At 64.0% G+C, this 21360-nt stretch carries 19 protein-coding genes; 10 read left to right on the top strand and 9 right to left on the bottom strand.

The genetic code is table 11. The annotated features are described in order from the left end of the window. Positions 1-23 precede the first annotated feature (23 nt). The 3 genes from DRB17_RS13075 to DRB17_RS13065 all read right to left on the bottom strand — a co-directional run bounded on the left by DRB17_RS13075 (position 24) and on the right by DRB17_RS13065 (position 2302). Positions 24-866 carry a transporter substrate-binding domain-containing protein gene (locus DRB17_RS13075; RefSeq protein WP_114582662.1) on the bottom strand — a complete coding sequence of 281 codons (843 nt, stop codon included), beginning with the start codon at positions 864-866 and terminating at the stop codon, positions 24-26. Between the two features lie 244 nt (positions 867-1110). Next, positions 1111-1530: an ArsR/SmtB family transcription factor gene (locus DRB17_RS13070; RefSeq protein ID WP_114582661.1), complete on the bottom strand. Its 420-nt coding sequence runs from the start codon at positions 1528-1530 to the stop codon at positions 1111-1113. A 70-nt stretch (positions 1531-1600) separates the two neighbouring features. Next, entirely contained in the window at positions 1601-2302 is a 702-nt protein-coding gene (locus tag DRB17_RS13065) for a peroxiredoxin (RefSeq protein ID WP_206607884.1), read from the bottom strand. 206 nt (positions 2303-2508) lie between these two features. On the opposite strand from DRB17_RS13065, the gene DRB17_RS13060 reads away from it, so the two are divergent. The 6 genes from DRB17_RS13060 to DRB17_RS13035 all read left to right on the top strand — a co-directional run bounded on the left by DRB17_RS13060 (position 2509) and on the right by DRB17_RS13035 (position 9294). After that, positions 2509-3390 carry an MBL fold metallo-hydrolase gene (locus tag DRB17_RS13060; protein ID WP_114582660.1) on the top strand — a complete coding sequence of 294 codons (882 nt, stop codon included), beginning with the start codon at positions 2509-2511 and terminating at the stop codon, positions 3388-3390. A 132-nt stretch (positions 3391-3522) separates the two neighbouring features. Beyond that, a complete protein-coding gene (locus tag DRB17_RS13055; protein WP_114582659.1) occupies positions 3523-5271 on the top strand; it encodes a bifunctional protein tyrosine phosphatase family protein/NAD(P)/FAD-dependent oxidoreductase in 1749 nt (582 codons plus the stop codon). Positions 5272-5304: 33 nt separating this feature from the next. Continuing rightward, positions 5305-7077 (top strand): SulP family inorganic anion transporter, encoded by a 1773-nt coding sequence (locus DRB17_RS13050; protein ID WP_114582658.1) that lies wholly within the window; start codon positions 5305-5307, stop codon positions 7075-7077. A gap of 192 nt (positions 7078-7269) precedes the next feature. After that, positions 7270-8040, top strand: a complete 771-nt coding sequence (locus DRB17_RS13045; RefSeq protein WP_114582657.1) for an exodeoxyribonuclease III — start codon at positions 7270-7272, stop codon at positions 8038-8040. Further along, entirely contained in the window at positions 8037-8462 is a 426-nt protein-coding gene (locus tag DRB17_RS13040) for a GFA family protein (RefSeq protein ID WP_114582656.1), read from the top strand. Before DRB17_RS13045 ends, DRB17_RS13040 begins: the two co-directional genes overlap by 4 nt. Before the next feature lie 109 nt (positions 8463-8571). Continuing rightward, entirely contained in the window at positions 8572-9294 is a 723-nt protein-coding gene (locus DRB17_RS13035; RefSeq protein WP_206607883.1) for a rhomboid family intramembrane serine protease, read from the top strand. A gap of 115 nt (positions 9295-9409) precedes the next feature. Here the strand turns inward: DRB17_RS13035 and DRB17_RS13030 are convergent, their stop codons facing one another. The 4 genes from DRB17_RS13030 to ilvD form a co-directional block, all read right to left on the bottom strand. Further along, entirely contained in the window at positions 9410-11506 is a 2097-nt protein-coding gene (locus DRB17_RS13030; RefSeq protein WP_114582654.1) for a methyl-accepting chemotaxis protein, read from the bottom strand. Positions 11507-11715: 209 nt separating this feature from the next. Next, positions 11716-12333: a TetR/AcrR family transcriptional regulator gene (locus DRB17_RS20860; protein ID WP_114582653.1), complete on the bottom strand. Its 618-nt coding sequence runs from the start codon at positions 12331-12333 to the stop codon at positions 11716-11718. Positions 12334-12425: 92 nt separating this feature from the next. Beyond that, positions 12426-13949, bottom strand: coding sequence for a M81 family metallopeptidase (locus DRB17_RS13020; RefSeq protein ID WP_114582652.1), 1524 nt, complete (start codon positions 13947-13949; stop codon positions 12426-12428). A gap of 110 nt (positions 13950-14059) precedes the next feature. After that, positions 14060-15793 (bottom strand): dihydroxy-acid dehydratase, encoded by a 1734-nt coding sequence (gene ilvD, locus DRB17_RS13015; protein WP_114582651.1) that lies wholly within the window; start codon positions 15791-15793, stop codon positions 14060-14062. 221 nt (positions 15794-16014) lie between these two features. Here ilvD and DRB17_RS13010 point away from each other — a divergent pair, with 221 nt between their 5' ends. The 4 genes from DRB17_RS13010 to DRB17_RS12995 all read left to right on the top strand — a co-directional run bounded on the left by DRB17_RS13010 (position 16015) and on the right by DRB17_RS12995 (position 18544). Continuing rightward, positions 16015-16794 carry a ferredoxin reductase domain-containing protein gene (locus tag DRB17_RS13010; RefSeq protein ID WP_114582650.1) on the top strand — a complete coding sequence of 260 codons (780 nt, stop codon included), beginning with the start codon at positions 16015-16017 and terminating at the stop codon, positions 16792-16794. Then, positions 16791-17483, top strand: coding sequence for a fumarylacetoacetate hydrolase family protein (locus tag DRB17_RS13005; protein ID WP_114582649.1), 693 nt, complete (start codon positions 16791-16793; stop codon positions 17481-17483). Before DRB17_RS13010 ends, DRB17_RS13005 begins: the two co-directional genes overlap by 4 nt. A 172-nt stretch (positions 17484-17655) precedes the next feature. Continuing rightward, positions 17656-18051 carry a hypothetical protein gene (locus DRB17_RS13000; RefSeq protein ID WP_114582648.1) on the top strand — a complete coding sequence of 132 codons (396 nt, stop codon included), beginning with the start codon at positions 17656-17658 and terminating at the stop codon, positions 18049-18051. A 19-nt stretch (positions 18052-18070) separates the two neighbouring features. Continuing rightward, positions 18071-18544: a DUF2231 domain-containing protein gene (locus tag DRB17_RS12995; RefSeq protein ID WP_114582647.1), complete on the top strand. Its 474-nt coding sequence runs from the start codon at positions 18071-18073 to the stop codon at positions 18542-18544. A 500-nt stretch (positions 18545-19044) separates the two neighbouring features. Here DRB17_RS12995 and hemN read toward each other — a convergent pair whose 3' ends face one another. Together hemN and DRB17_RS12985 are read right to left on the bottom strand one after the other, a co-directional pair. Beyond that, the gene (hemN, locus tag DRB17_RS12990) at positions 19045-20394 is read right to left on the bottom strand and encodes an oxygen-independent coproporphyrinogen III oxidase (RefSeq protein ID WP_114582646.1); all 1350 of its coding nucleotides are present in this window, start codon (positions 20392-20394) and stop codon (positions 19045-19047) included. A 68-nt stretch (positions 20395-20462) separates the two neighbouring features. Further along, the gene (locus tag DRB17_RS12985) at positions 20463-21356 is read right to left on the bottom strand and encodes an RNA polymerase factor sigma-32 (RefSeq protein ID WP_114582719.1); all 894 of its coding nucleotides are present in this window, start codon (positions 21354-21356) and stop codon (positions 20463-20465) included. Between the last annotated feature and the right edge of the window lie 4 nt (positions 21357-21360).

The raw sequence follows: 21360 nt of genomic DNA, 5'->3' as shown, positions 1-21360 counted from the left end.
CCCCGATTGGTGCGACCGTTCGATCAGCCTTCTTCCTTCGGCACGAAGCCGCTGAACAGCTCGTGCATCCGCTGCGTGAACGGCGTCGGCTTGATGCCATATTCCTTCTCAAGCTCGACGATCCGCCCGTCGACGTGCCACTTCACCACCATACCTGACATGAAGCGGGCGAAACGCTCCTCGCCGTGCTTGACCGCGAGGCCCCACGGCGCGTCGTCGATGGTCTGGAGCGGCATGTTGTACTCCGACCACTCGGCCTCCTGCAGGCGCGAGGCCAGGAAGCTGTCGTCATAGACGAACGCGGCGCAACGGCCCTGTTGCAGGGCGTTCAAGGCCTCCGACGTACCGGTGAAGCCGACGATCTTGGCCCCGAACTCGCGCTGCGTCTTGCGATTGTAGAAAGCACCCTGAATGCCGCAGACCGGCACGCCTTCGAGGTCTTCCCACTCGTCGAACTCCGCGGACTTGCGGGCGATGATATTGGTGCCGGAGGAGTAGTAGTCCGGGTTCAGGATGTTCACCACCTTCCGCCGGTCGGGCCGGTCGGTCATCGTGGCGATCATCAGGTCGATCTTGCCCTGGTCCAGGAACTGCATGCGATTCGATGCGACGACGGGCACCAGTTCCAGTTCGACGCCCAGGGTGTCGGCGACGTCCTGCGCCAGATCGGGCTCGATTCCGACGATATCGCCGTCGGGATTGAGGAAACCATAGGGTTTGTAGTCGGCCTTCACGCCGACAACGAGCGTGCCGCGCTCCATGACCTTGTCGAGAACGTCGGCCGAGGCGCCCGTGACAGTTCCCGTGGCCAGCACGGCGGCTGTGGCCACGGCGCAACCGAAGCGCTTGAGTGCGGTGTGAATCATCCAACCCTCCCCTTTTTTAATCGGCCGCCCGCGCACCGGCGCACAACAAATGTGCGGCACGTGCGGGACGCTTACCGCCAGCTTGTCGATGGCACGTCGGGCTGGGAGACTAACCGACTATTGCGGCCGGCCCAAATACTGTATTGGGGCCAGGAAACGCCTTTGCGGGCGGAATGAATCCTTTTGCCCTCAAAGCTAGATGCGAATGATGGCGTTGTATTCTTTGGGTTGCGCCCCGCGACCGCTACGAACGTCGGCTCGCCACGGAGAAAACCGCACACTCGGTTGCGGCGATGCTCGTTGAAAGGGTGGCCGGCTTGGCAACACTCGCGACGGACGATGCCCCTGCAATGGAGTCCCGCCCCTCGCCGAACAACGCGCGCAGGGTTTCCAGCAAGCCGGGCACCCGTTCGTCGTCCAGGCGATAGTACACAAGCTTCGCCTCGCGCCGGGTCGCGACCATGCCGGCCTCGCGAAGCTGGCGAAGCTGTTGCGACAGGGCGGGCTGACGCAGGTCCAGCTCATGCTCGATCTCGCCGACCGACTTTTCGCCCTGGAGCAGGTGGAAGGCGATCATCAAGCGCGCCGGGTGGGCAAGCGCCCGCAGCACGCTGCTGGCCTCATCTACGATGGCCCTTCCGTCCGTTGCGGCCCCGCCGTCCATGCCTTCTTCCTTGCCAATTGCTGCAATCGTATATTTTGCCAATTACCTTCGGCGCACGCCCGCGGGTTCGTCAAGTCCCCTTGATCTCCCCGTTCCGCATCCGCACGGTGCGAAAATACCAGTCCCGGTTTCCTGGCGCCTCGGCAAGCCTGTCCATCTCGTCCGCGGAAACTGGTGGCGGGGCCAGGACGTCGTCGCCAAGTTGCCAATCCGCCGGAACGGACACCCCGCCCTTCTCGGCAGTCTGCAAAGCGGCGAGGCAGCGCAGCATCTCCGGAATCGATCGGCCGACAGTCATCGGGTAATAGGTAATTGCACGGACGATTCCGTGGGGGTCGATGAAGAATACGGCCCTGATGGTTGAGGTGTCCCCTGCGCGCGGATGCACCATGCCGTAGGCGCGCGCAATGCCCATCGACATATCCTCGACGATGGGAAAGCCGACACTGACTGCGAATGCTTCGCGGATGCTACGGATCCAGGCAAGATGCGAAAAAACGCTGTCGGCCGACAGGGCGAGCAGCTTGCAGCCCCGCGCCTCGAAATCGGGACGGGCACGCTCCAGTGCGACGAACTCGCTGGTGCACACCGGCGTGAAATCGGCTGGGTGAGAGAACAGGATCAGCCACTCGCCGCGGTAATCCTCCAGCGTTCGCGGCCCATGCGTCGTGCGGGCGGCAAAGTGCGGCGCAGGCTCACCTATCCGCGGCAGGCCCGGTTGCGCTTCCGGCCCGGATGCATCCCACGCATCTTGGTGCTCGCTCATGTCCATTCCCTTCTCGATCCGCCCGACACTTTGATGCAGAATCGGGATTGACTCGTTGCTAATATTCGATTTTTATAATTGCAATAATTTTAAAGCATGAATCCGCAATCGTCCAGCCCTTGCTGAAAGGCCGGCTTGCGGACCCCCGAACGCCCCGGCCCGCCTGTCGAGGCGAACCGGATACGCGAAACCACCGCGCGGAGGTTGTCATCATGAGCGCCGATGTCATCGTGAAACCCGAGGTGACCGCTTTCTTCGACGAGGCGACGAACACCGTCAGCTATGTGGTTACCGACCCGGAAACCCGGAAATGCGCCCTTGTCGACTCCGTGCTCGACTACGACCCGGCGGCCGGCCGCACGAACCGTGAGTCGGCGGATCGCATGATCGCCCATGTCCGCGAGCACGAGCTTCAGCCGGAATGGGTGCTCGAAACCCATGTTCACGCCGACCACCTTTCCGCCGCGCCCTATCTGAAGGAGCAGCTCGGCGGAAACCTGGCCATTGGCGAGCACATCAGGACCGTGCAGGAGGTCTTCGGCAAGATCTTCAACGCCGGCACCGAGTTCCAGCGCGACGGCAGCCAGTTCGACCGGCTGTTCAAGGACGGCGACACTTTCAAGTTGGGCAGCATCTCCTGCCGTGTGATGCACACCCCCGGCCACACGCCGGCGTGCCTGACCTACGTGATCGGCGACGCGGCCTTCGTTGGGGATACGCTGTTCATGCCAGATTTCGGCACCGCGCGCTGCGATTTCCCCGGCGGGGACGCGCGACAGCTCTTCCGCTCGATCCAGAAAATCTTCGCGCTGCCGGACGAGACTCGGCTGTTCATGTGCCACGACTACAAGGCCGAGGGGCGCGATGAGTACAAGTGGGAAACCACAATCGGCGAGGAAAAGCGGAATAACGTCCACGTCCACGAGGGCGTCAGCGAGGAGGACTTCGTGCGCATGCGCACCGGCCGCGATGCGACGCTGGGCATGCCGCGCCTGATCCTGCCGTCCGTGCAGGTGAACATGCGCGCGGGCAAGATGCCGCCGGCGGAGGATAACGGGACCGTCTATCTGAAGATCCCCGTCGACACGCTGTAACCAGTCTGCGGCGCCAGGACACCCGGCGCCGTCATCCCGCGTGTTTCGCACTCCGCCGGCTATGCCGGCAGGGGTCAGGCGTGCCGTGCTGTTGCGGTGCGGCGCTCAAGCATTGCCATCTGGAGAGGCTCCATGAAGGTCGCCAAACTCACTCCCTTCCTATCGGTCTCGCCACAGATCAACGAGGCCGACATGGGAATCCTGGCCGCCCAGGGTTTCCGGGCCATCGTCAATAACCGTCCCGATGGCGAATCCGACGACCAACCGGGCAGCGAGGCCTTGCGCGCGGCCGCGGAGCGGCAGGGGCTGGCGTACCGGCATATTCCGGTCGTCTCGGGCAGAGTCGGCGACGAGGACGTCGGCGCCTTCGCCGATGCCCTTGGCGAGTTGAACGGCCCGGTGCTGGCGTTCTGCCGCACGGGCACGCGCTCGACCACGCTCTGGGCGCTTTCGGAAGCCTATCACCTCGACCCCAACGCCATTCTCCGCACCACGGCCGAGGCCGGATACGATCTGGAGGCCCTGCGTTCGCGGCTGGAAACGCGGGCGCGCACGGATGCGCTGATCCGCGAAACCGTCATCACGCCGGCGGCCAGCTACGACGTCGTCATCGTCGGCGGCGGCTCCGGCGGTATCGCGGCCGCTTCGAGCCTTTTGGGCCGCCGGCCGGACGCCTCCATCGCGGTCGTGGAGCCACGGGAATCGCATTATTACCAGCCGGGATGGACGCTCGTCGGCGGCGGCGTGTTCAAGCGCGGCGACACCGAACGCCCGATGGCCTCGGCCATGCCGAAGCAGGTCAAGTGGGTGAAGGCTGCCGTCGCCAGCTTCGAGCCGGAGCGCAATCGCGTCGTCCTGGAAGATGGCGAGCACCTGGCCTACCGCACGCTCATCGTCTCGCCAGGGATCGAGTTGAACTGGCAGGGCATCGAGGGTCTGCAGGAGACGCTCGGCCGCAATGGCGTGACGTCCAACTACATGTTCGAGATGGCGCCCTACACCTGGGATCTGGTGCAGTCGATGCGCAGCGGACGGGCGATCTTTACCCAGCCGCCGATGCCTATCAAGTGCGCCGGCGCGCCGCAGAAGGCGGCCTATCTCTCGTGCTGCGACTGGGAGAAACGCAAGGTTCTGGGCGACATCGACGTGGAATTCCACACCGCCGGCGGGGTGCTGTTCGGCGTGAAGGAATTCGTGCCCGCCCTGATGACCTATGTCGAACGCTACGGCATCGACCTCAACTTCCAGAGCGACCTCGCGGCGGTCGATGGCCCGGCGCGCAAGGCGTGGTTCAAGGTCACGAAGCCGGACGGCAGCAGCGAAACCGTCGAGAAGGACTTCGACATGCTGCACGTCTGCCCGCCACAGCGCGCGCCCGCCTTCATACGCAATAGCCCGCTGGCCGACGCCAATGGCTGGGTCGAGGTCAGCCCGGAAACGCTTCAGCACAGCCGCTACAGCAATGTCTTCGGCATCGGCGACGCCAGCTCGGCTCCCAACGCGAAAACGGCGGCGGCGGTGCGAAAGCAGGCCCCGGTGGCCGCGATGAACGCGATCTCGGTGCTCGACGGCGAGGCGCCGCGCGCCATCTACGACGGCTATGGGTCCTGCCCCCTGACCGTGGAGCGCGGCAAGATCGTACTGGCGGAGTTCGGCTACGGCGGCAAGCTGTTGCCGACCTTCCCGTGGGACCCGACGAAGCCCCGGCGCATCAACTGGTTCCTGAAGGAGAAGATGCTCCCCTGGATCTACTGGGACCTGATGCTGAAGGGTCGCGAATGGCTGGCCAAGCCCGAGCTTCTGCCGCACGCCCCGGCCGCGCACGAGGCGCCGGAGGCCTGCGACTTCAGTGCCCCGAAGGCCAGGGCCAAGGCATCCTGAACCTCTGCCCCTCCCAGCCGCGTGAGCCCGTAAATGCGACTTCCCGCCCTTAGCAGCGCCGTGCCCGCCATCACCTGGCTCAGCCGGTATCGCGGGCCGGAGTTCTCCGCGGATCTGGTGGCGGCGATCATCGTCACCATCATGCTGATCCCGCAAAGCCTGGCCTACGCATTACTGGCGGGCCTGCCGCCCCAGGTCGGGCTCTACGCCAGCATCCTGCCGCTGGTGGCCTATGCCGTCTTCGGCACAAGCCGGGCGCTGGCGGTCGGGCCGGTGGCAGTGGTCTCACTGATGACGGCGGCCGCCGTCTCCAAGGTGGCCGAGCCCGGTTCGCCCGAATACCTGGGCGCGGCGATCGCCCTGGCGCTGCTCTCGGGGGGCATGCTGATCGCGATGGGCGTCGCCCGGCTCGGGTTCCTCGCGAACTTGCTGAGCCATCCCGTGGTGTCCGGATTCATCACCGCCTCGGGAATTCTGATCGCTTCCAGCCAGCTCAAGCATATCCTGGGCGTGGAGGCGCACGGGCACTCGCTGTTCTCCATCGTCGGATCCCTGGCCCGGCACATCGACGAAACCAACCTCTGGACGCTCGGAATCGGCGCGGCGGCGACAGCGTTCCTGTTCTGGGTGCGTAGCCGGCTGAAGCCGCTCCTGCTTCGGCTGGGCATTCCGGCACAACTGGCCGGGGTTCTCACCAAGGCCGGCCCGGTCGCGGCGGTAATCGTGACGACCTCGTTGGTCTCACTCCTGAACCTGGGCCAGAGCGGCGTCGATATCGTCGGCACCATTCCCCAGGGCCTGCCGCCGGTCAGCGCGCCGCCGATGGACCTCGACCTTTTCGCGACCCTGGCGCCCGCGGCGCTCCTGATCAGCGTTATCGGCTTTGTCGAATCGATGTCGGTGGCGCAGACGCTGGCCGCCAAGAAGCGCCAGCGGGTGGAGGCCAACAACGAACTGATCGGCCTTGGCGCGGCCAACCTGGCAGCCGCATTCTCCGGCGGCTATGCGGTGACCGGTGGCTTCGCCCGCTCGGTCGTGAACTTCGATGCCGGCGCGGAGACCCCGATGGCGGGCGTCTTCACAGCGGTTGGCATCGCGCTGACGGCGCTGTTCCTGACACCGCTGTTCTTCTACCTGCCGAAGGCGACCCTGGCGGCCACGATCATCGTGGCGGTGCTGTCGCTTGTGGATCTGAAAGCCCTGAAGCGCACCTTCGATTATTCCAAGAGCGACTTCGCCGCGATGGCCGCCACCATCCTTGTTGTGCTGACGGTTGGCGTCGAGGCGGGTGTGGCGGCGGGTGTCGGCCTGTCGGTGGCGTTGTACCTTTGGCGCACCAGCCGGCCTCACATGGCTGTGGTCGGCCAGGTTCCCGGGACCGAGCATTTCCGGAACATCCTGCGCCACGAGGTCACGACGAGCGATACCGTCCTGACGCTGCGTGTGGACGAAAGCCTTTACTTCGCCAGCGCCCGGTTCCTGGAAGACAATATCTACGACATGGTCGCCGAGCGGCCGGAACTGAAGCACGTCGTCCTGATGTGCCCGGCCGTGAACCTGATCGACGCCAGCGCCCTGGAAAGCCTGGAAGCCATCGTCGAGCGGCTTTCGTCCGCCGGCGTGACGTTCCATATGTCCGAGGTAAAGGGACCGGTGATGGACCGCTTGAAGCGCTCCCGCTTCCTGGACGGTCTGACCGGACAGGTGTTCCTCTCGCAGTACGAGGCGATGCGCACCCTCGATCCCGAGGCGACCGCTCGCGCCGACAGCGCCTCGCCGGCGCGGGCGCAGGCACACGCCGTATAGTAGGCACGCGTAGGGCACGGGAAGCCGAATCTCGCGTGCATTGGGTTGAACCTGTGGTGCACCTGCCTTGTCGGTCCTTATCGTGAACTCCTTTCGCGAAGGGTCTGGCTAGGTTATGGAGAGCGAGTGAGAGCTGCGGATTCGCATGCTGTTAGCACTTCATCTCACGGTCGACGAATTCAGAGGCCAGCGATGCCTAGGATCGCCACCTGGAACGTGAACTCCATCAAGCAACGCGTCGGACATCTCGTCGAGTGGGCGAAGATAGCGGAGCCCGACGTCATTCTGCTGCAGGAGTTGAAATGCACCGAGGACTCCTTTCCGCGGATGGAGGTTGAGGCTGCCGGCTATAAGTCGGTGGTTGTCGGCCAGAAGAGCTATAACGGCGTCGCCATTCTTTCCCGCCATGAGATTTCGGACGTGCGCACCACCCTGCCTGGCGACGAATCGGACGAGCGGGCGCGATATGTGGAGGCCGAAACCGCCGGCATTCGCGTGGCGTCGATCTACCTGCCGAACGGGAACCCAGTGGATGGTCCCAAATACCCCTACAAGCTGGACTGGATGGACCGCCTCCGCGCGCATGCCACCGGTCTTCTCAAGCAGGAACGGCCCGTCGTGTTCGGCGGCGACTACAACTGCGCGCCGACGGACGACGACGTCTACGACCCCGAGGGTTTCGCCGACGACGCGCTGTGCCGGCTCGACACGCGCAAGCGCTTCCGCGCTCTCACCTATCTGGGGCTGACCGAAGCATGGCGTGCCCTGCATGGCGAGAAGCACGTCTACAGCTACTGGGACTATGGCGCGGCCTTCCGCAATGACGACGGCCTGCGCATCGATCATCTTCTTCTCTCCCCGCAGGCGGCGGACCGGCTGCAAAGCTGCGAGATCGACACCACACCGCGCGGCTGGGACAGGCCCTCGGACCACACCCCCGTCGTTTGCGAGCTGACGGCATGAGCACGGCGACTCATGAAGGCGGCTGCCTTTGCGGCGGCATCCGTTACCGGATCACCGCGCCCATACACAACGTCATGCATTGCCACTGCAGGATGTGCCAGCGTGCCAGCGGCGCTGTCGCCATAAGCTGGTTCACGGTGTCACCGAAACACATGACGCTAAGCCGCGGAACGCTGAAGACGTGGCGTTCGTCCGAAACCCATGAGCGTGGCTTCTGCCCCAACTGCGGCTGCCAGATCACTTTTCGCAATGTGAGTGCGACGGATCGTATAGGTATAACCGTCGCGACACTGGACGACGCCGCGAACGTGCCTGCCCAGTATCACGTCTGGACCTCCAGCCGCCTGCCGTGGCTGCACCTAGACCCCTATCTGCCCGAATGGCCTCGCGACCGCACGTCCGACGTATCCGACGCGCCCTGACCGGCCAGGTCGCCAAGTACCGGGGTTGCACCCATATGGCGGTGACACCAAACGCGGTAGAGGACCGCCTATGCCCTTCATCCCCCTCCGCGACGATAACCCGCGGATATTGATCGAACGACCCTACGTCACGTGGACGATCATTATCGTCTGCGTGGCGCTGTTCCTGCTAGAGCTTGCCGGCGGGCGCGATTTCGCGCGCTTCGTCACCTTCAGCTTCGGTCTGATCCCGTCAGTCCTGCTAGGACTGAAGGAATTGCCGCCGGCACTCGATGCGATTCCGGCCTGGGCGACGCTGTTCACCGCCATGTTCCTGCACGGCGGGCTGATGCACCTGGTTGGCAATATGCTGTTCCTCGGCATCTTCGGCGACAACATCGAGGACTCGATGGGCCATCGCCGTTTCGTCGCGTTCTACCTGCTGTGCGGCGTCGCGGCATCGATGGCCCACGTGCTTGTCGCACCCACCGCGACCCAGCCGATGGTGGGCGCCAGCGGTGCGATCTCGGGCGTGCTGGGCGCCTACCTGATGCTGCACCCGAAGGCGTGGGTCACGATCCTCGTCTTTATTATCCCGATTACACTACCTGCGTGGCTGCTGCTCGGCTTCTGGATCGGGTTCCAGGTCTTTTCGGCACTGACGGGGAGTGGCGGCGGCGTCGCCTGGTGGGCGCACATTGGCGGCTTCGCGGCCGGGTGCATCCTTATCATCCCGTTCCGGCACAAGACCATTCCGCTGGGCGGCGGTGGTGGCAGCAGCTATCCAAAGGGAATCCGCCTGAAACGCCGCCGGCCCGGCGACACCGCCGGGGGGCCGTGGGGACGGACGTAAACATCGCCCGATTCGCTTTGGCCTTCCGGATGCCGACTGTAACGCGTGGCGAATAAGCGAGCGCCGCCCAATCATTTGGACGGCGCCCTAACGAAGCCATTGATGTGCGACGCAGTTAGCCTTGACGCACCTTATGTAGGAAGTCGCCGATTTGCTGGGACAGGTGCTCGGATTGTTGCGATAGCTCGCCAACCGCAGAGGTCACCTGGTTTGACGCGCTACCAGTTTCCTGAGCCGCCTCGCTGACCGCCTCGATGTTGCTGGTCACTTCCTGTGTGCCGGTCGCCGCATCCTGAACATTTCGGGAGATTTCGTTCGTAGCGGCATCCTGCTCTTCGACCGCCGAGGCCACTGCCGAAGCGGTTTCGTCAATCGTCCGGATCCGTTGGACAATGTTGTCGATGGCTGCAACCGCTCCCTTCGTCTCCTGCTGAACGTGAGCGATTCGACCCGAGATGTCACCGGTTGCCTTGGAGGTCTGGTCCGCCAACGATTTGACCTCCTGCGCCACCACGGCAAAGCCCTTGCCGGCATCGCCGGCCCGCGCGGCCTCTATTGTCGCGTTCAGGGCGAGGAGATTCGTCTGCTCCGCAATATCCTCTATAAGGTTCACGACTTCGCCAATCTTGTCCGTTGCTTCGGCAAGGCCGGATATCTGAACATTGGCTTTCTCCGCTTCATCGACCGCCGATTTTGCAAGCTCGCTTGACCGGGTCACCTGGGATCCGATCTCGCTTATGGATTTAGAGAGCTCTTCGGCCGCCGACGCGACAGTCTGGACGTTGCTGGAAGCTTGTCCGGCCGCAGTCGAGACTGCGCCTGCCCGCTCAGAGGTCTGCGTAGCGACGCTATTCATCTGACGGGCCGTGCTATCGAGTTCGGTCGCCGTCGCGCTCACCGTCTTGACGACATTGCCAATCTCCGCCTCGAAACTGTCTGCAAGCGCGCGAAGGGCCCGGCGTTTTTCCTCCTCGGCCCTCCCCTCTGCTTCCTCCTGCTCTTTTTTGAGCCGCTCGGCCTCAATGGCGTTCTGTTTGAATACTTCGACAGCCTGGGCCATCTGACCAGTTTCGTCCTGGCGGTCGAGAGCCGGCACATCGATTGTGTTATCGCCATCGGCAAGACGGCGCATGGCCTGGGTCATCCGGACAATGGGCCGACTTATGCCGTTGCCAAGGAACCACGCAAGAAGAACGGCTACGAGGACTGCCCCACCCGCGATAGCCAGCGCGTTTCGCGTCAACCGATTGGCGGAGGCGAACACCTGTTCGTGCGGAATGGTGACCACGAACGCCCACGGTGTCCCGGTTTTACCAATTTTGACAGGGGCAACAACGCGCATTACCCCATCACCATTCCGGCCAAATGCATTGGTCTGGATAAGTTCATTACCGTCGGAGACGGCTGTCCTAACCTCCTCGCCGAATCCGACTTCCGCCAAGTCCTTGTTTACATAGCTGGGGTCCGGATAGGTCACGATTTTGCCTTCGTGGCTCACAAGCGTCCCGAATCCGGTGCCATAGGGACGAATACCGGAAAGCTGCTCCTGAAGACCCGTCATCGCGACATCGATCCCGGCAACACCGATAAACTCGCCGTCCACAATGATTGGGGCAGTAATCGAGGTGATAAGGATTTCCTCGCCCCCAGCCGCATACATATACGGCTCGATGATGACTTCCTGCCGCCGTTTCTTAGGGAGCTGATAGAAATCCCCCTCACCAGCATTCTCGTAGCCGATCAGAGGCTCAAGGTGAACGTCGCCGCCTGAGCGGTACCAATAAGGAACAAACCGCCCCGATTCATCGTGCCCTTTTGTACCGGCATACACGCTGTCCTTCCCGTCAAAGGCGTCGGGCTCGAATCCCACCCAAACGGCAAGAAGGTCAGGGTGCGCCTTCAAACGTCTCTTCAACAGATCGTTGGCCAAGTCGCGATCAGCTTTGCCGTTTTCGCGCAGTTCCAGCAGGAAATCGCGAACGCTCCTTGAAACCTTCATTCCGTCTTCAAGCTTCTCCGCGACAACCTTGCCAAAGCGTTTAGACAGCTCGTTCGAAACACCTTGTGCGCTCTGGTTTGCCTGCCAGTTCGACATCAAGATCGTCGGGATCATGGCCGCAGCCAGGGCCAGCGCCACAAGACCAACCATTCCGGCAAGGACGCGACCTCTAATCGTCCCACCGCCGAGCAATTTCGATACCTTCGTCCGCATCCGACTCCCCTCTTGGAGTTCATTCTGTGAATGGTTCTTAATTCAAGGGAAATGCGGATAAACAAATGATTAACATAGCGTATGAATCACAAGGAAAACGCTGCCCTGAGGGCGGGATTGACGAGATTGGTCCAAGACTTGAATAGAGTTCGCCGATTGCTAGGAACGCTTTCCGGAATAATCCGAAACGTACTATCTGTAGGGGTGACTCACGTTGTCACACGGCCTGCAATGAGACCGCCAACGATAAGGTCCGTGATTGCCTGACGCGCCTCATCCGTAGGGCCATCGCCTTCGCGCCAAGCCTGCTGCACGCTGCCGAGTATGGCGGCGCGCACGCTGAACGCCGCTTCGTTCGCCGGCCGCGCGGCGAAGTTCCCGGCTGCCATGCCTGCGAGAAGAATATCGCGCAGGATACCCTCGATCTTCGCCTCGGCGGCGGCGAGGGCATGCTGCATCCCGTCGCTCAGCGCCGCCCGCACTTCGCGTGTTTGCGTGTCGAACAGAATGTTGCGCGCCTGTCCCGCCTTTTCGACCTCGTCAAATACGATCTCGATGGCCGACATTAGGCGTTCCGGTGCAGGGTCGGTGGAGTCCAGCAGGTGCAAATGCGCGAGAAGGCCTTGCAGCATATCCACGGCAAGGCGCGCGTAGACATCTTCCTTGCTCGCGAAGTGTTTGTAGACGGCACCTTTCGCGATACCCGCGTGCCCGGCGATCTCCGCAACCGTGGTCCCACGCCAGCCGCGCTCCTCGGCGAGCTGAAGCGCCGCCGAGAGGATGGCATCCTCCCGCCACTGGAGGTCGTTGCGGTTGCGATCCGACATGGCCCCGCTCTTTCCGTTCCTTCTCGCGCGGACAGGGATTGCGGCATCATGACCGCTGGTCACGACTGGATTCAAGCCTTGAAATGTTGCCGCTACGACCGGTGCGTGGGTCCCAGGAAGGTCGGGCCGTTCGGCATCAGTCGCACGCCGGAGCGCAGGTGCCGGTACGCCAGGCACGTATGGTCAACCGGGTTCGGTCCGGGGGCGGCGGCGACCATGACCTTTGCGGCAATCGGCTGGAAATCGGCACGGAAGTGGACGGAAGATTTCAGCGCCAGAATCCCGGCGGCGCGCGGCTCGACGCCGAGATGGCGCAGCACCGCCTGGTCGGCCGCCTGCATCTTGCGCGATGCGATAACGACGCGCACGTCGCTGTCGGCGATCCGCAGCAATGCCATCGGCCCTAACTCTATGTGTGCGCCTTTGTAGAAAGGACCGGTGCCGACGATGCTGCCGTCGCCGAGTGCCTCGACCTTCACCACCGTCCGGAATGGCTGTTGTCCGGCCCAGCCGCTGGCATTGCCAAGTTCCAGGTCAAGGCACTGCCCTCTCCCCGCCGCGTGCGCCGCGCATGCGGCCGCGGGGTCATGGAGCATGGCGACAACCGCTCTCTCGGCATCCTGGCGCACAAGCTCCTCCAGAAGGCCGGTCGTATCTCCCTCGCCGCCGGCGCCTGGGTTGTCCTGTGTGTCGGCCAGGACGACGGGGGCATCCGCGTACCGGGCGATACGCCGCGCCTCGGCCACCGCCGCCTCGGCGGTGAAGATGTCGGCGGCAAACTCCGCTTCGCGCGCCAGAACGAAGTCGGCAAGCGCGTCCGCCGCGTTGCTTGCCGCTGTCTCGCTTGCGCCATAGGCGATAACGCTGGGACCGGCGTTCGGGATATCGGCAGGTGGAAAGCCACAATTGAAGGAGAGTGCCGCGACACCGTTCCGGCCTTCCAACGCTTCCAATTCCGCGTAGACCGCCTTCCCCGGCTCGACCAGGGTGCATCCGCCCGTAAGCGGCAGGAGGAACGGAAGCTGTCTTAGCGCCCGGTGCTGCGCCTTCCCGCCCGCCAGCAGGAAATCCAGGTGCCGCGCGGCCCGCGCGCCGGTTTCGGCCATGTCGACGTGCGGATAGGTGCGGAACGAGATCAGCGCGTCCGCCCGCTTTACCATTTCGGGCGAGACGTTCGCGTGCAGGTCCAGGCTGGCGACCAACGGCAACCCGTTCCCGACCAGCGCGCGCACCTGTTCCAGAATCACCGCCTCGCCGTCGTGCAAATGCTCGGTTACCATGGCGCCGTGGAGGTCCAGGTAGACGCCATCGAGATCCACCTGTGTTGAAAGATCCTCCAATATCTGGTTCAAAATCCTGGCAAAAGCGTCGGACGTGACATGCGCCGATGGTGTCGCCTGCGCCCATGACAGCGGCAGGACCTCGTGCCCCAGCCGCCGAGCCTCTTCGATGAAGCCGGCAATGGGCAGATTGATGCCGCGCACGCCTTCGAGCAGCGCCCGGCCACGCACCAGTCCAGGCCATGCGCCGGCACGCTCGAAATCCGCGAACGTCGCCTTCGCCGGGGCGAAGGTGTTCGTCTCGTGCTGGAAACCGCCGACTGCGATGCGGGCCATGGGCGTAGGTTAAGAGCTTTGCGGCGGCAACGGTAGTGGGGTGGAGGTACCCCTGACCCTGGTCCTCTCCACGCAAGCGGGGCGAGGGCCAGGGTGAGGGCTAGCCGCGTTCAGATATCAGCGTACTGGTGCGTTTCCGCCTTGCCACCCGGATGTGTCACCGCACCCTTTTCCGCGTCGCCCACGGTCTGCGCGTACTTCCAAAGAGCGCCGGACTGGTAATCGTGCTGGCGGGGCTGCCAGGACTTGCGCCGCTCCTCCAACTCGGCCTCGGTAAGGTCAACGTCCAGCTTACCGGTTCCAGCGTCGATGATGATCTTGTCGCCGTCGCGCAGCAGCCCGATCGGGCCGCCGACCGCCGCCTCGGGCCCGACATGACCGATGCAGAAGCCGCGTGTCGCGCCAGAGAAACGCCCGTCCGTGATCAGCGCCACGCTCTTGCCCATGCCCTGGCCATAGATCGCGGCCGTCGTGGCCAGCATCTCCCGCATGCCCGGGCCGCCGCGCGGACCTTCGTAGCGGATGACGATCACATCACCTTCCTTGTAGTCCCGGCGGTTGACGGCCTCGAAGGCCTCCTCCTCGCTGTCGAAGCAGCGGGCGGTGCCGGTGAACTTCAGGTCTTCCAGGCCGGCCACCTTCACGATGGCCCCCTGGGGTGCCAGGTTTCCGCGCAGGCCGACTACCCCACCCCAAGTTGATATGGGATCTGAAGTTGGCCGGATAATATCCTGATCCGTCGGGAATTTTACATCGGCCAGATTCTCGGCGATGGTCTTGCCGGTGACGGTGATGCAGTCCCCGTGCAGATAGCCGCCGTCGTAGAGCGCCTTCATCAGAACCGGGACGCCGCCGATTTCGAAAAGATCCTTGGCGACGTAACGCCCCGCCGGCTTCAGATCGGCGATATACGGCGTGCGGCGGAAGATCTCGGCAACATCGTGAATGTCGAACTCGATGCCACATTCGTGCGCCATCGCCGGCAGGTGCAACGCCGCGTTGGTAGAGCCGCCGGAGGCCGCGACGACGACAGCGCCGTTCTCCAGCGCCTTCCGCGTGACGATATCGCGAGGGCGCAGGTTGCGGGCCAGCAGGTCCATCACCGCCCGGCCCGAGGCCTCGGCATACTGATCCCGCGATTCGTATGGCGCCGGCGCACCGGCCGAGCCGGGCAGCGCGAGACCGATGGCTTCCGAAACGCAGGCCATGGTGTTCGCCGTGAACTGGCCGCCGCAGGACCCGGCCGAGGGACAGGCCACACACTCCAGCGCGTGCAGGTCCTCGCCCGACATCTTGCCGGCGGCATGCGCGCCCACGGCCTCGAAGACCTCCTGCACGGTGACGTCCTTCCCCTTGAACTTACCCGGCAGGATGGAGCCGCCGTACATGAACACACTGGGCACATTGAGGCGCAGCATCGACATCATCATGCCGGGCAACGACTTGTCGCAACCCGCGATGCCGACCAGGGCGTCGTAGCAGTGTCCGCGCATGGTCAGCTCGACCGAATCGACGATGACCTCGCGGCTCACCAGGGACGACTTCATCCCCTGGTGGCCCATCGCGATGCCGTCGGTGACGGTGATCGTCGTGAATTCGCGCGGCGTGCCGCGTGCCTGCTCCACGCCGACCTTGGCCGCTTTGGCTTGGCGCGAGAGCGAGATGTTGCAGGGCGCGGCCTCGTTCCAGCATGTCGCCACGCCGACAAAGGGCTGATTGATCTCCTCTTCCGACAGGCCCATCGCATAGTAGTAAGAGCGTGCCGGCGCCCGGCTGGGGCCGACGGTCACGTGCCGGCTGGGAAGCTTGGACTTGTCGAAGCCGGGCTTGTCGTCGAGCGGCATGGCGGCGTTTCCTCCCTTCGGGCGGTCTACTGCGGATCTGTGAAGCTGGCCGCGAGGATAGCGATGCCGGTTTCGGCGCTCTAGCGCTTTTTTGGCAACCCAAGGGTGCGCGCGGCGGGCGGCTTAGCTTTCGTAAACCCGCGGGCATGTCCAGCTTGATCGCGGATGGCTTCGCGATACATCCTGCGCACGTTTGAAGCAAGTTGACGAAAGCCCTGCCTATGCCCATCGACGCCGATGCTGTCGCGAAACTCCGCGGCCCGGGCCACCCCGTGCGCACCATCACCTGCCGTGTGAGCGCGATCGAGCAGGCCACGCACGACATCCGCGCCCTCTATCTTGAACCGGATGACGGCGGGCCTTTCGTCTACTCGGCCGGACAGTATGTCCGCGCGGCCTTCGAGGGCCAGGAAGAGCGCGACTATTCCCTGGCCAGCCGCCCGAACGAGCCGTTCCTTGCCCTGCACATCCGCAACGCCGGGAGTGGTCCCAGCCTCTATGCCAGCACGCGCGTGGGCGTGGGCGACAAAGTGACCCTGCGCGGGCCGTTCGGCGACACTTATCTGCGGCCGGAGCATCCGGGTCCTATCGTTGCCGTGGCCGGCGGTTCCGGCCTTGCGCCGATCAAGGCGATCGTCGAGGAGGCGCTGGAGCTCGGCTTGAAGCAGCCGATCCACCTCTACTTCGGCGTCCGCGACGAGCGGGATATCTACATGGAGGACTGTTTCAACGGCCTGTGCCGACGCCATCCGAACCTGCGCTTCACGCCCGTGCTGTCCGAGGCCTCGGGCAAGACCACGCGACGCGCGGGCTTGGTGACGGACGCTATCGCCTTGGATTTCCAGAACCTCTCCGGCGCTATTGCCTACCTTGCCGGGCCACCGCCGATGGTGGAGGTGGCCGGCAAGCTGCTTCGCGGCCTTGGCGTCGCGGCCGAAGACATCCATGCTGATGCCTTCATCGGCGAGGCGGAGCGTCGGCGCCTGGAAGGCGACAAATGAGCGAGGGCAGCTTCGTTTTCGACTGGCCGTGCCCTGCCCTGCCCGTCCAGGGCGAGCAGCGGCGGTTCAAGGTCCGTCGCATCTTCTGTGTCGGCCGCAACTACGCCGCTCACGCGCGCGAGATGGGACACAACCCGGATCGCGAGCCACCGTTCTTCTTCATGAAGCCCGCCGACGCCATCGTCGTGGAACCCCAATCGGTCCCCTACCCGCCCGCCACGGCGGACCTCCATCACGAGGTCGAACTTGCCGTCGCCTTGGGCGCCGAACTGAGGGACGCCGGCCCGAAGGCCGCGGCGGAGGCGATCTATGGCCACGCCGTCGCCATCGACCTGACCCGCCGCGACCTGCAGGGCGAAGCGAAGAAGCTTGGCCGCCCGTGGGAAGTCGGCAAAGCCTTCGAAGCCTCGTGCCCCTGCGGTGCCATTCACCGGGGACAACCGCCCGCGCACGGCCGGATAAGGCTGAGCGTCAACGGCGAGCCGCGCCAGGACGGCGATCTCGCACAACTCATCTGGTCGGTGCCGGAGGTTCTTGCGCGAGCAAGCAAGGTCTTCACCCTGAAGCCGGGCGACATCGTTTTGACCGGCACACCGGCCGGCGTCGGCCCCCTGCAAGCGGGGGACGATGTCGACGCGGACATCGAGGGCGTGGGCAGCCTGCGTTTTCAGATTCGAAAAACAGGGTAGGCCTGCCCGTTTCTAAACTCCATTCTCGTCTCTTCCTCCCCGCGCCGGACAAGAAAGTGGCAAGTCCGGTGCATCCAATTGGGTAAACGATCACTAATCAGACATAGGTGAACGCGGGCCCGTGGCTTTGCCGCGTGTCCGGAAAGCGTCGTGATCGTACAGGAGGGACTGAATGCTGGGCTGGTCTGTCGTTATCTTTGCCGTTGCCGCCCTCGGCGGCCTCGCACTGGCCGTGATGCACTTCCGCTCTGGGGGCAAGGAACGCCCCTCGACCGGACTTGCCGTCGTTCACGGTCTTGCCGCGGCGCTCGCCGTGGTCTTGCTGATCGCCGGCATCGCCAATTCGGCGGCCGGGTTTTCCGCCGGCCTCTCGTCGCTGGCCGTCGTGGCGCTGGTGCTCTTCGTGGTTGCGGCGCTGGGCGGCGCGTACCTGTTCCTCGGCAAGCACCTGCGTGGCGAGTCGCTGCCAAGCGCGGTCGTGGTGATTCACGGCGGCGTCGCGGCGCTGGCTTTCGTGCTGCTGCTGGTCTTCGTGTTCAGCACGCCGGCGGCGGCTGCGATCCTCTAAGGCCGGAGTGACGGGACCGATGCGCCACCCGCTTCATCCGATGTTCGTGCACTTTCCCGTCGCACTGTGGACGGTGTCGCTGGCATGGGATGCTACCGCGCTAACGCTTGGGGACGCGTTCTGGTGGCGCATCAGCTTCTGGTGCCTGGTTGCAGGGCTCGTCATGGCGGTTCCCGCCGTCGTGACCGGATTTATCGAATACGCCCGGATCGAGCGTGGACATCCCGCCGCCCGCATCGCGGAATGGCATATGTCCGCGATGTCGGCGGCAGCCGTTATGTTCCTCCTCAGCCTTCTGATGCGCGAAGGCACAGGGGAACCTTCGGCGGCGGTCGCCGCCATCGCCTGCTCGGCCGCCGGTATGGTCGGACTTGCGGGCGGCGGCTGGCTGGCCTCGCGGCTCGTCTATGGTTACGGCATCGGCGCCGGTAAATCGGCGAGCGAGGACGACACGGACTCTCAGTCAGAGCCGCACATGACATCGACATCCTGACGTAACTTACAGGTGTGGGGAAACAACCTGTCTGTTCTGTAAACGCTATCAAGGCACGCAACCGCTTTCTTGGCCCACGTGCCAACTTGATGCCGGGAGATACGAACGCCGAAAGCCTCGGTGCCGCATCTCCCGGCATTTTCTTTTCGCGCCGCCTATAGTGCGTGCGTCGCTTGATCGTGGCGGAAATCAGGCGACTCCCATTCATCAATTCGAATTCGAAATAATATCGCCGAGCCACAGTTGTTTGTTGCATTTTCGAAATAATCACGCCTATCTGGTATTGTTTATGGTCCAACCTGGAAGTCAGCCCCGGTGCCGGGTTGGCGAAATTCCGAGAAAGACCGCGCCCACCTGCATTGTCAGCCGCAATCGCATTTCATTCCGGCGGCGCAACGCAATCCCAGGTGCCAAGGGAACATATGCCCGTGAAACTAACCAACACGACCACTGCACCGTGGTTGCAGCGGATTCGTCAATATGTCGCGCGCCAGGGCGCTTTAGATGGCCTTGGCATGCCGCGCCTCGCCGCGCGTCAGATAGTTGTCGAACGCCGCGGCAACGGCTCGCAGCAACGGCCGCGCCTCTTCGTGTACCGTAATCCGGCATCCGTCGATTCGCAGGACTCCGTCGGCCTGCATCTCGCGAAGGCGATCCAGCACCGGATAGAGGCAGGCCAGATCGAAGCCGTGTTCGCTTGCCACCTCGCCGAGATCGACCGTCATCTCGCACATCAGGCGTTCGATCAGATCGGCGCGAAGCCTGTCCTCCTCATCAAAGGCCGCGCCACGCGCCGTGGCTAGCCGCCCTTCGCGGATCGCGGCAGCGTAATCGCGGACAGCCGTGTGATTCTGCACGTAGCCCTGCGGCAAACGCCCGATAGCCGAGGCGCCGAGACCAAGGAGCGCCGGCGAGTTGTCCACCGTGTACCCCTGGAAGTTGCGATGCAGCCGCCGCTCCCTCAACGCTACCGCCATGGAGTCCCCGGGCCTTGCGAAATGGTCGAGGCCGATGCGGATATAGCCGGCGTCCACCATTTGCGCGGCGGCCGCGTCGAACTGCGCCAGACGCTCGGCAGCATCGGGAAGCGCGCTCTCGGGGATCAGCTTCTGGTGCCGCTTCATCCAGGGAACATGCGCATAGCCGAACAGCGCGATGCGATCCGGGCTCAGTTCCAGGATGCGGGATACCGTCTCGCGTGTGCCATCCACCGTCTGATGCGGCAGTCCATACATCAGATCGATGTTGAGTCCGCGAATCCCGTGCGCCCGCAGCCGTTCAACGGCGCTCCGCGTAACATCGAACGGTTGGACGCGGTTGACGGCCCGCTGCACGCGCGGGTCCAGGTCCTGCACGCCGATGCTGGCGCGCGTCAGCCCCGCATCGGCATATGCGGCGACGACGTCATCGCCAAGGCCGCGCGGGTCCACCTCGACAGCTATTTCCGCGTCGGGGATCAGATGGAACCGCGCGCCAAGCCGACCGAAAAGGCGGGAGACCTGCGAGGCGGACAGGATGGTGGGACTACCGCCACCCAAATGGATGTGGCCCAGCCTGCGAGGCGCGTTCCAGACATCGGCAACAAGGTCGATTTCGTCCAGAAGCACGTCCAGGTAGCCCGCGACTGGCCCGGGCTTGTTCACGACGGTGGTGTGGCAACCACAGAACCAGCAGAGCGTGTCGCAGAACGGCACGTGAATGTACAGCGATAGATCGGCCGGGCGCGGCAGTTCCGCCAGCCAACCCCGATATGCGTCGGGCCCGACGCCATTATGGAAATGCGGCGCCGTTGGATAGCTCGTGTAACGAGGCACGCGGCCGTCGTACTTGGTGACGAGATCGACTTTCATGTCGACCGATACAGCACGGCGGCGGCCAATTCTCTTTGATCCACCTCAATCGCACATGCGGCTGCGGTCTAGCGCGACGCGTCGATGTGGTTCCCGTTCGGCGACAACGCCGCGCTGTCCAGCACGCGCCGCTTCAAGTGTTCCAACGCGCGATGCTCGATCTGCCGCACGCGCTCCTTGCTGATGCCCAACTCCTCGCCAAGCTCGGCCAGGGTGGTTCCCTCCTCCTTCAGGTGCCGCTCGCGGATGATATGCTGCTCGCGCGCCGGCAGCGTGGTGAGAGCCGTTTTGAGCCAGCGGGCACGCAGGGCGTTGTCACGGCTGCGCTGAACGCTGTCCTCGGGCGACGGGGCGTCGTCGACCAACAGATCTTGCCATTCCGATGCGCCGTCCTCGCCAAGTGGTGCATTGGCCGACTGATCGGGTCCCGATAGCCTGGCTTCCATACGCTCCACCTGTCCCAATTGCACCTTCAGCTCTTCCGCGATTTGCAAGCGTGCCTCGCTATCGCTCTTCCCCGCATCGGAGCCGGCGATCTTGGCGCGCAGCCGACGCAGGTTGAAGAACAGCGCCTTTTCCTGCGTCGTGGAGCCGAGCCGTACCATGGACCAGTTACGCAGCACGAAGTCCTGGATGGCCGCCCTGATCCACCAGACCGCATACGTTGAAAAACGCACCTCCCGCGTCGGGTCGAAGCGCGCCGCCGCCTGCAACAGACCGACGTTTCCTTCCTGAAGGAGATCCTGCATCGGCAACCCGTAACCGCGATACGCAGTGGCCTGGCTGACGACGAGGCGCGCGTGGGAGGCAACAAGTTCGCTCAATGCCGCTTCATCGCGCTCCTCATGCCATCGGTGCGTGAGTTCGCATTCCCGTTCGCGGGAGAGCAATGGCGCGCGCATGGCATCGCGCACATAGCGGTTAAAGGCAGTCTGGCTGTCGAAGGCGTGGGTGGCGGCCATGACG

This window comes from Ferruginivarius sediminum (genome assembly GCF_003344765.1).
Classification (GTDB): Bacteria; Pseudomonadota; Alphaproteobacteria; order Kiloniellales; family Rhodovibrionaceae; genus Ferruginivarius; species Ferruginivarius sediminum.
Note: the sequence above shows the minus strand (reverse complement) of the source record. Positions and strands in the feature narration are given on the sequence as shown.

Excerpts from the sequence above, each read along its gene's own strand:
- DRB17_RS13075 (WP_114582662.1), bottom strand. The coding sequence starts at position 866 with ATGATTCACACCGCACTCAAGCGCTTCGGTTGCGCCGTGGCCACAGCC.
- DRB17_RS13070 (WP_114582661.1), bottom strand. The coding sequence starts at position 1,530 with ATGGACGGCGGGGCCGCAACGGACGGAAGGGCCATCGTAGATGAGGCC.
- DRB17_RS13065 (WP_206607884.1), bottom strand. The coding sequence starts at position 2,302 with ATGGACATGAGCGAGCACCAAGATGCGTGGGATGCATCCGGGCCGGAA.
- DRB17_RS13060 (WP_114582660.1), top strand. The coding sequence starts at position 2,509 with ATGAGCGCCGATGTCATCGTGAAACCCGAGGTGACCGCTTTCTTCGAC.
- DRB17_RS13055 (WP_114582659.1), top strand. The coding sequence starts at position 3,523 with ATGAAGGTCGCCAAACTCACTCCCTTCCTATCGGTCTCGCCACAGATC.
- DRB17_RS13050 (WP_114582658.1), top strand. The coding sequence starts at position 5,305 with ATGCGACTTCCCGCCCTTAGCAGCGCCGTGCCCGCCATCACCTGGCTC.
- DRB17_RS13045 (WP_114582657.1), top strand. The coding sequence starts at position 7,270 with ATGCCTAGGATCGCCACCTGGAACGTGAACTCCATCAAGCAACGCGTC.
- DRB17_RS13040 (WP_114582656.1), top strand. The coding sequence starts at position 8,037 with ATGAGCACGGCGACTCATGAAGGCGGCTGCCTTTGCGGCGGCATCCGT.
- DRB17_RS13030 (WP_114582654.1), bottom strand. The coding sequence starts at position 11,506 with ATGCGGACGAAGGTATCGAAATTGCTCGGCGGTGGGACGATTAGAGGT.
- DRB17_RS20860 (WP_114582653.1), bottom strand. The coding sequence starts at position 12,333 with ATGTCGGATCGCAACCGCAACGACCTCCAGTGGCGGGAGGATGCCATC.
- DRB17_RS13020 (WP_114582652.1), bottom strand. The coding sequence starts at position 13,949 with ATGGCCCGCATCGCAGTCGGCGGTTTCCAGCACGAGACGAACACCTTC.
- ilvD (WP_114582651.1), bottom strand. The coding sequence starts at position 15,793 with ATGCCGCTCGACGACAAGCCCGGCTTCGACAAGTCCAAGCTTCCCAGC.
- DRB17_RS13010 (WP_114582650.1), top strand. The coding sequence starts at position 16,015 with ATGCCCATCGACGCCGATGCTGTCGCGAAACTCCGCGGCCCGGGCCAC.
- DRB17_RS13005 (WP_114582649.1), top strand. The coding sequence starts at position 16,791 with ATGAGCGAGGGCAGCTTCGTTTTCGACTGGCCGTGCCCTGCCCTGCCC.
- DRB17_RS13000 (WP_114582648.1), top strand. The coding sequence starts at position 17,656 with ATGCTGGGCTGGTCTGTCGTTATCTTTGCCGTTGCCGCCCTCGGCGGC.
- DRB17_RS12995 (WP_114582647.1), top strand. The coding sequence starts at position 18,071 with ATGCGCCACCCGCTTCATCCGATGTTCGTGCACTTTCCCGTCGCACTG.
- hemN (WP_114582646.1), bottom strand. The coding sequence starts at position 20,394 with ATGAAAGTCGATCTCGTCACCAAGTACGACGGCCGCGTGCCTCGTTAC.
- DRB17_RS12985 (WP_114582719.1), bottom strand. The coding sequence starts at position 21,356 with ATGGCCGCCACCCACGCCTTCGACAGCCAGACTGCCTTTAACCGCTAT.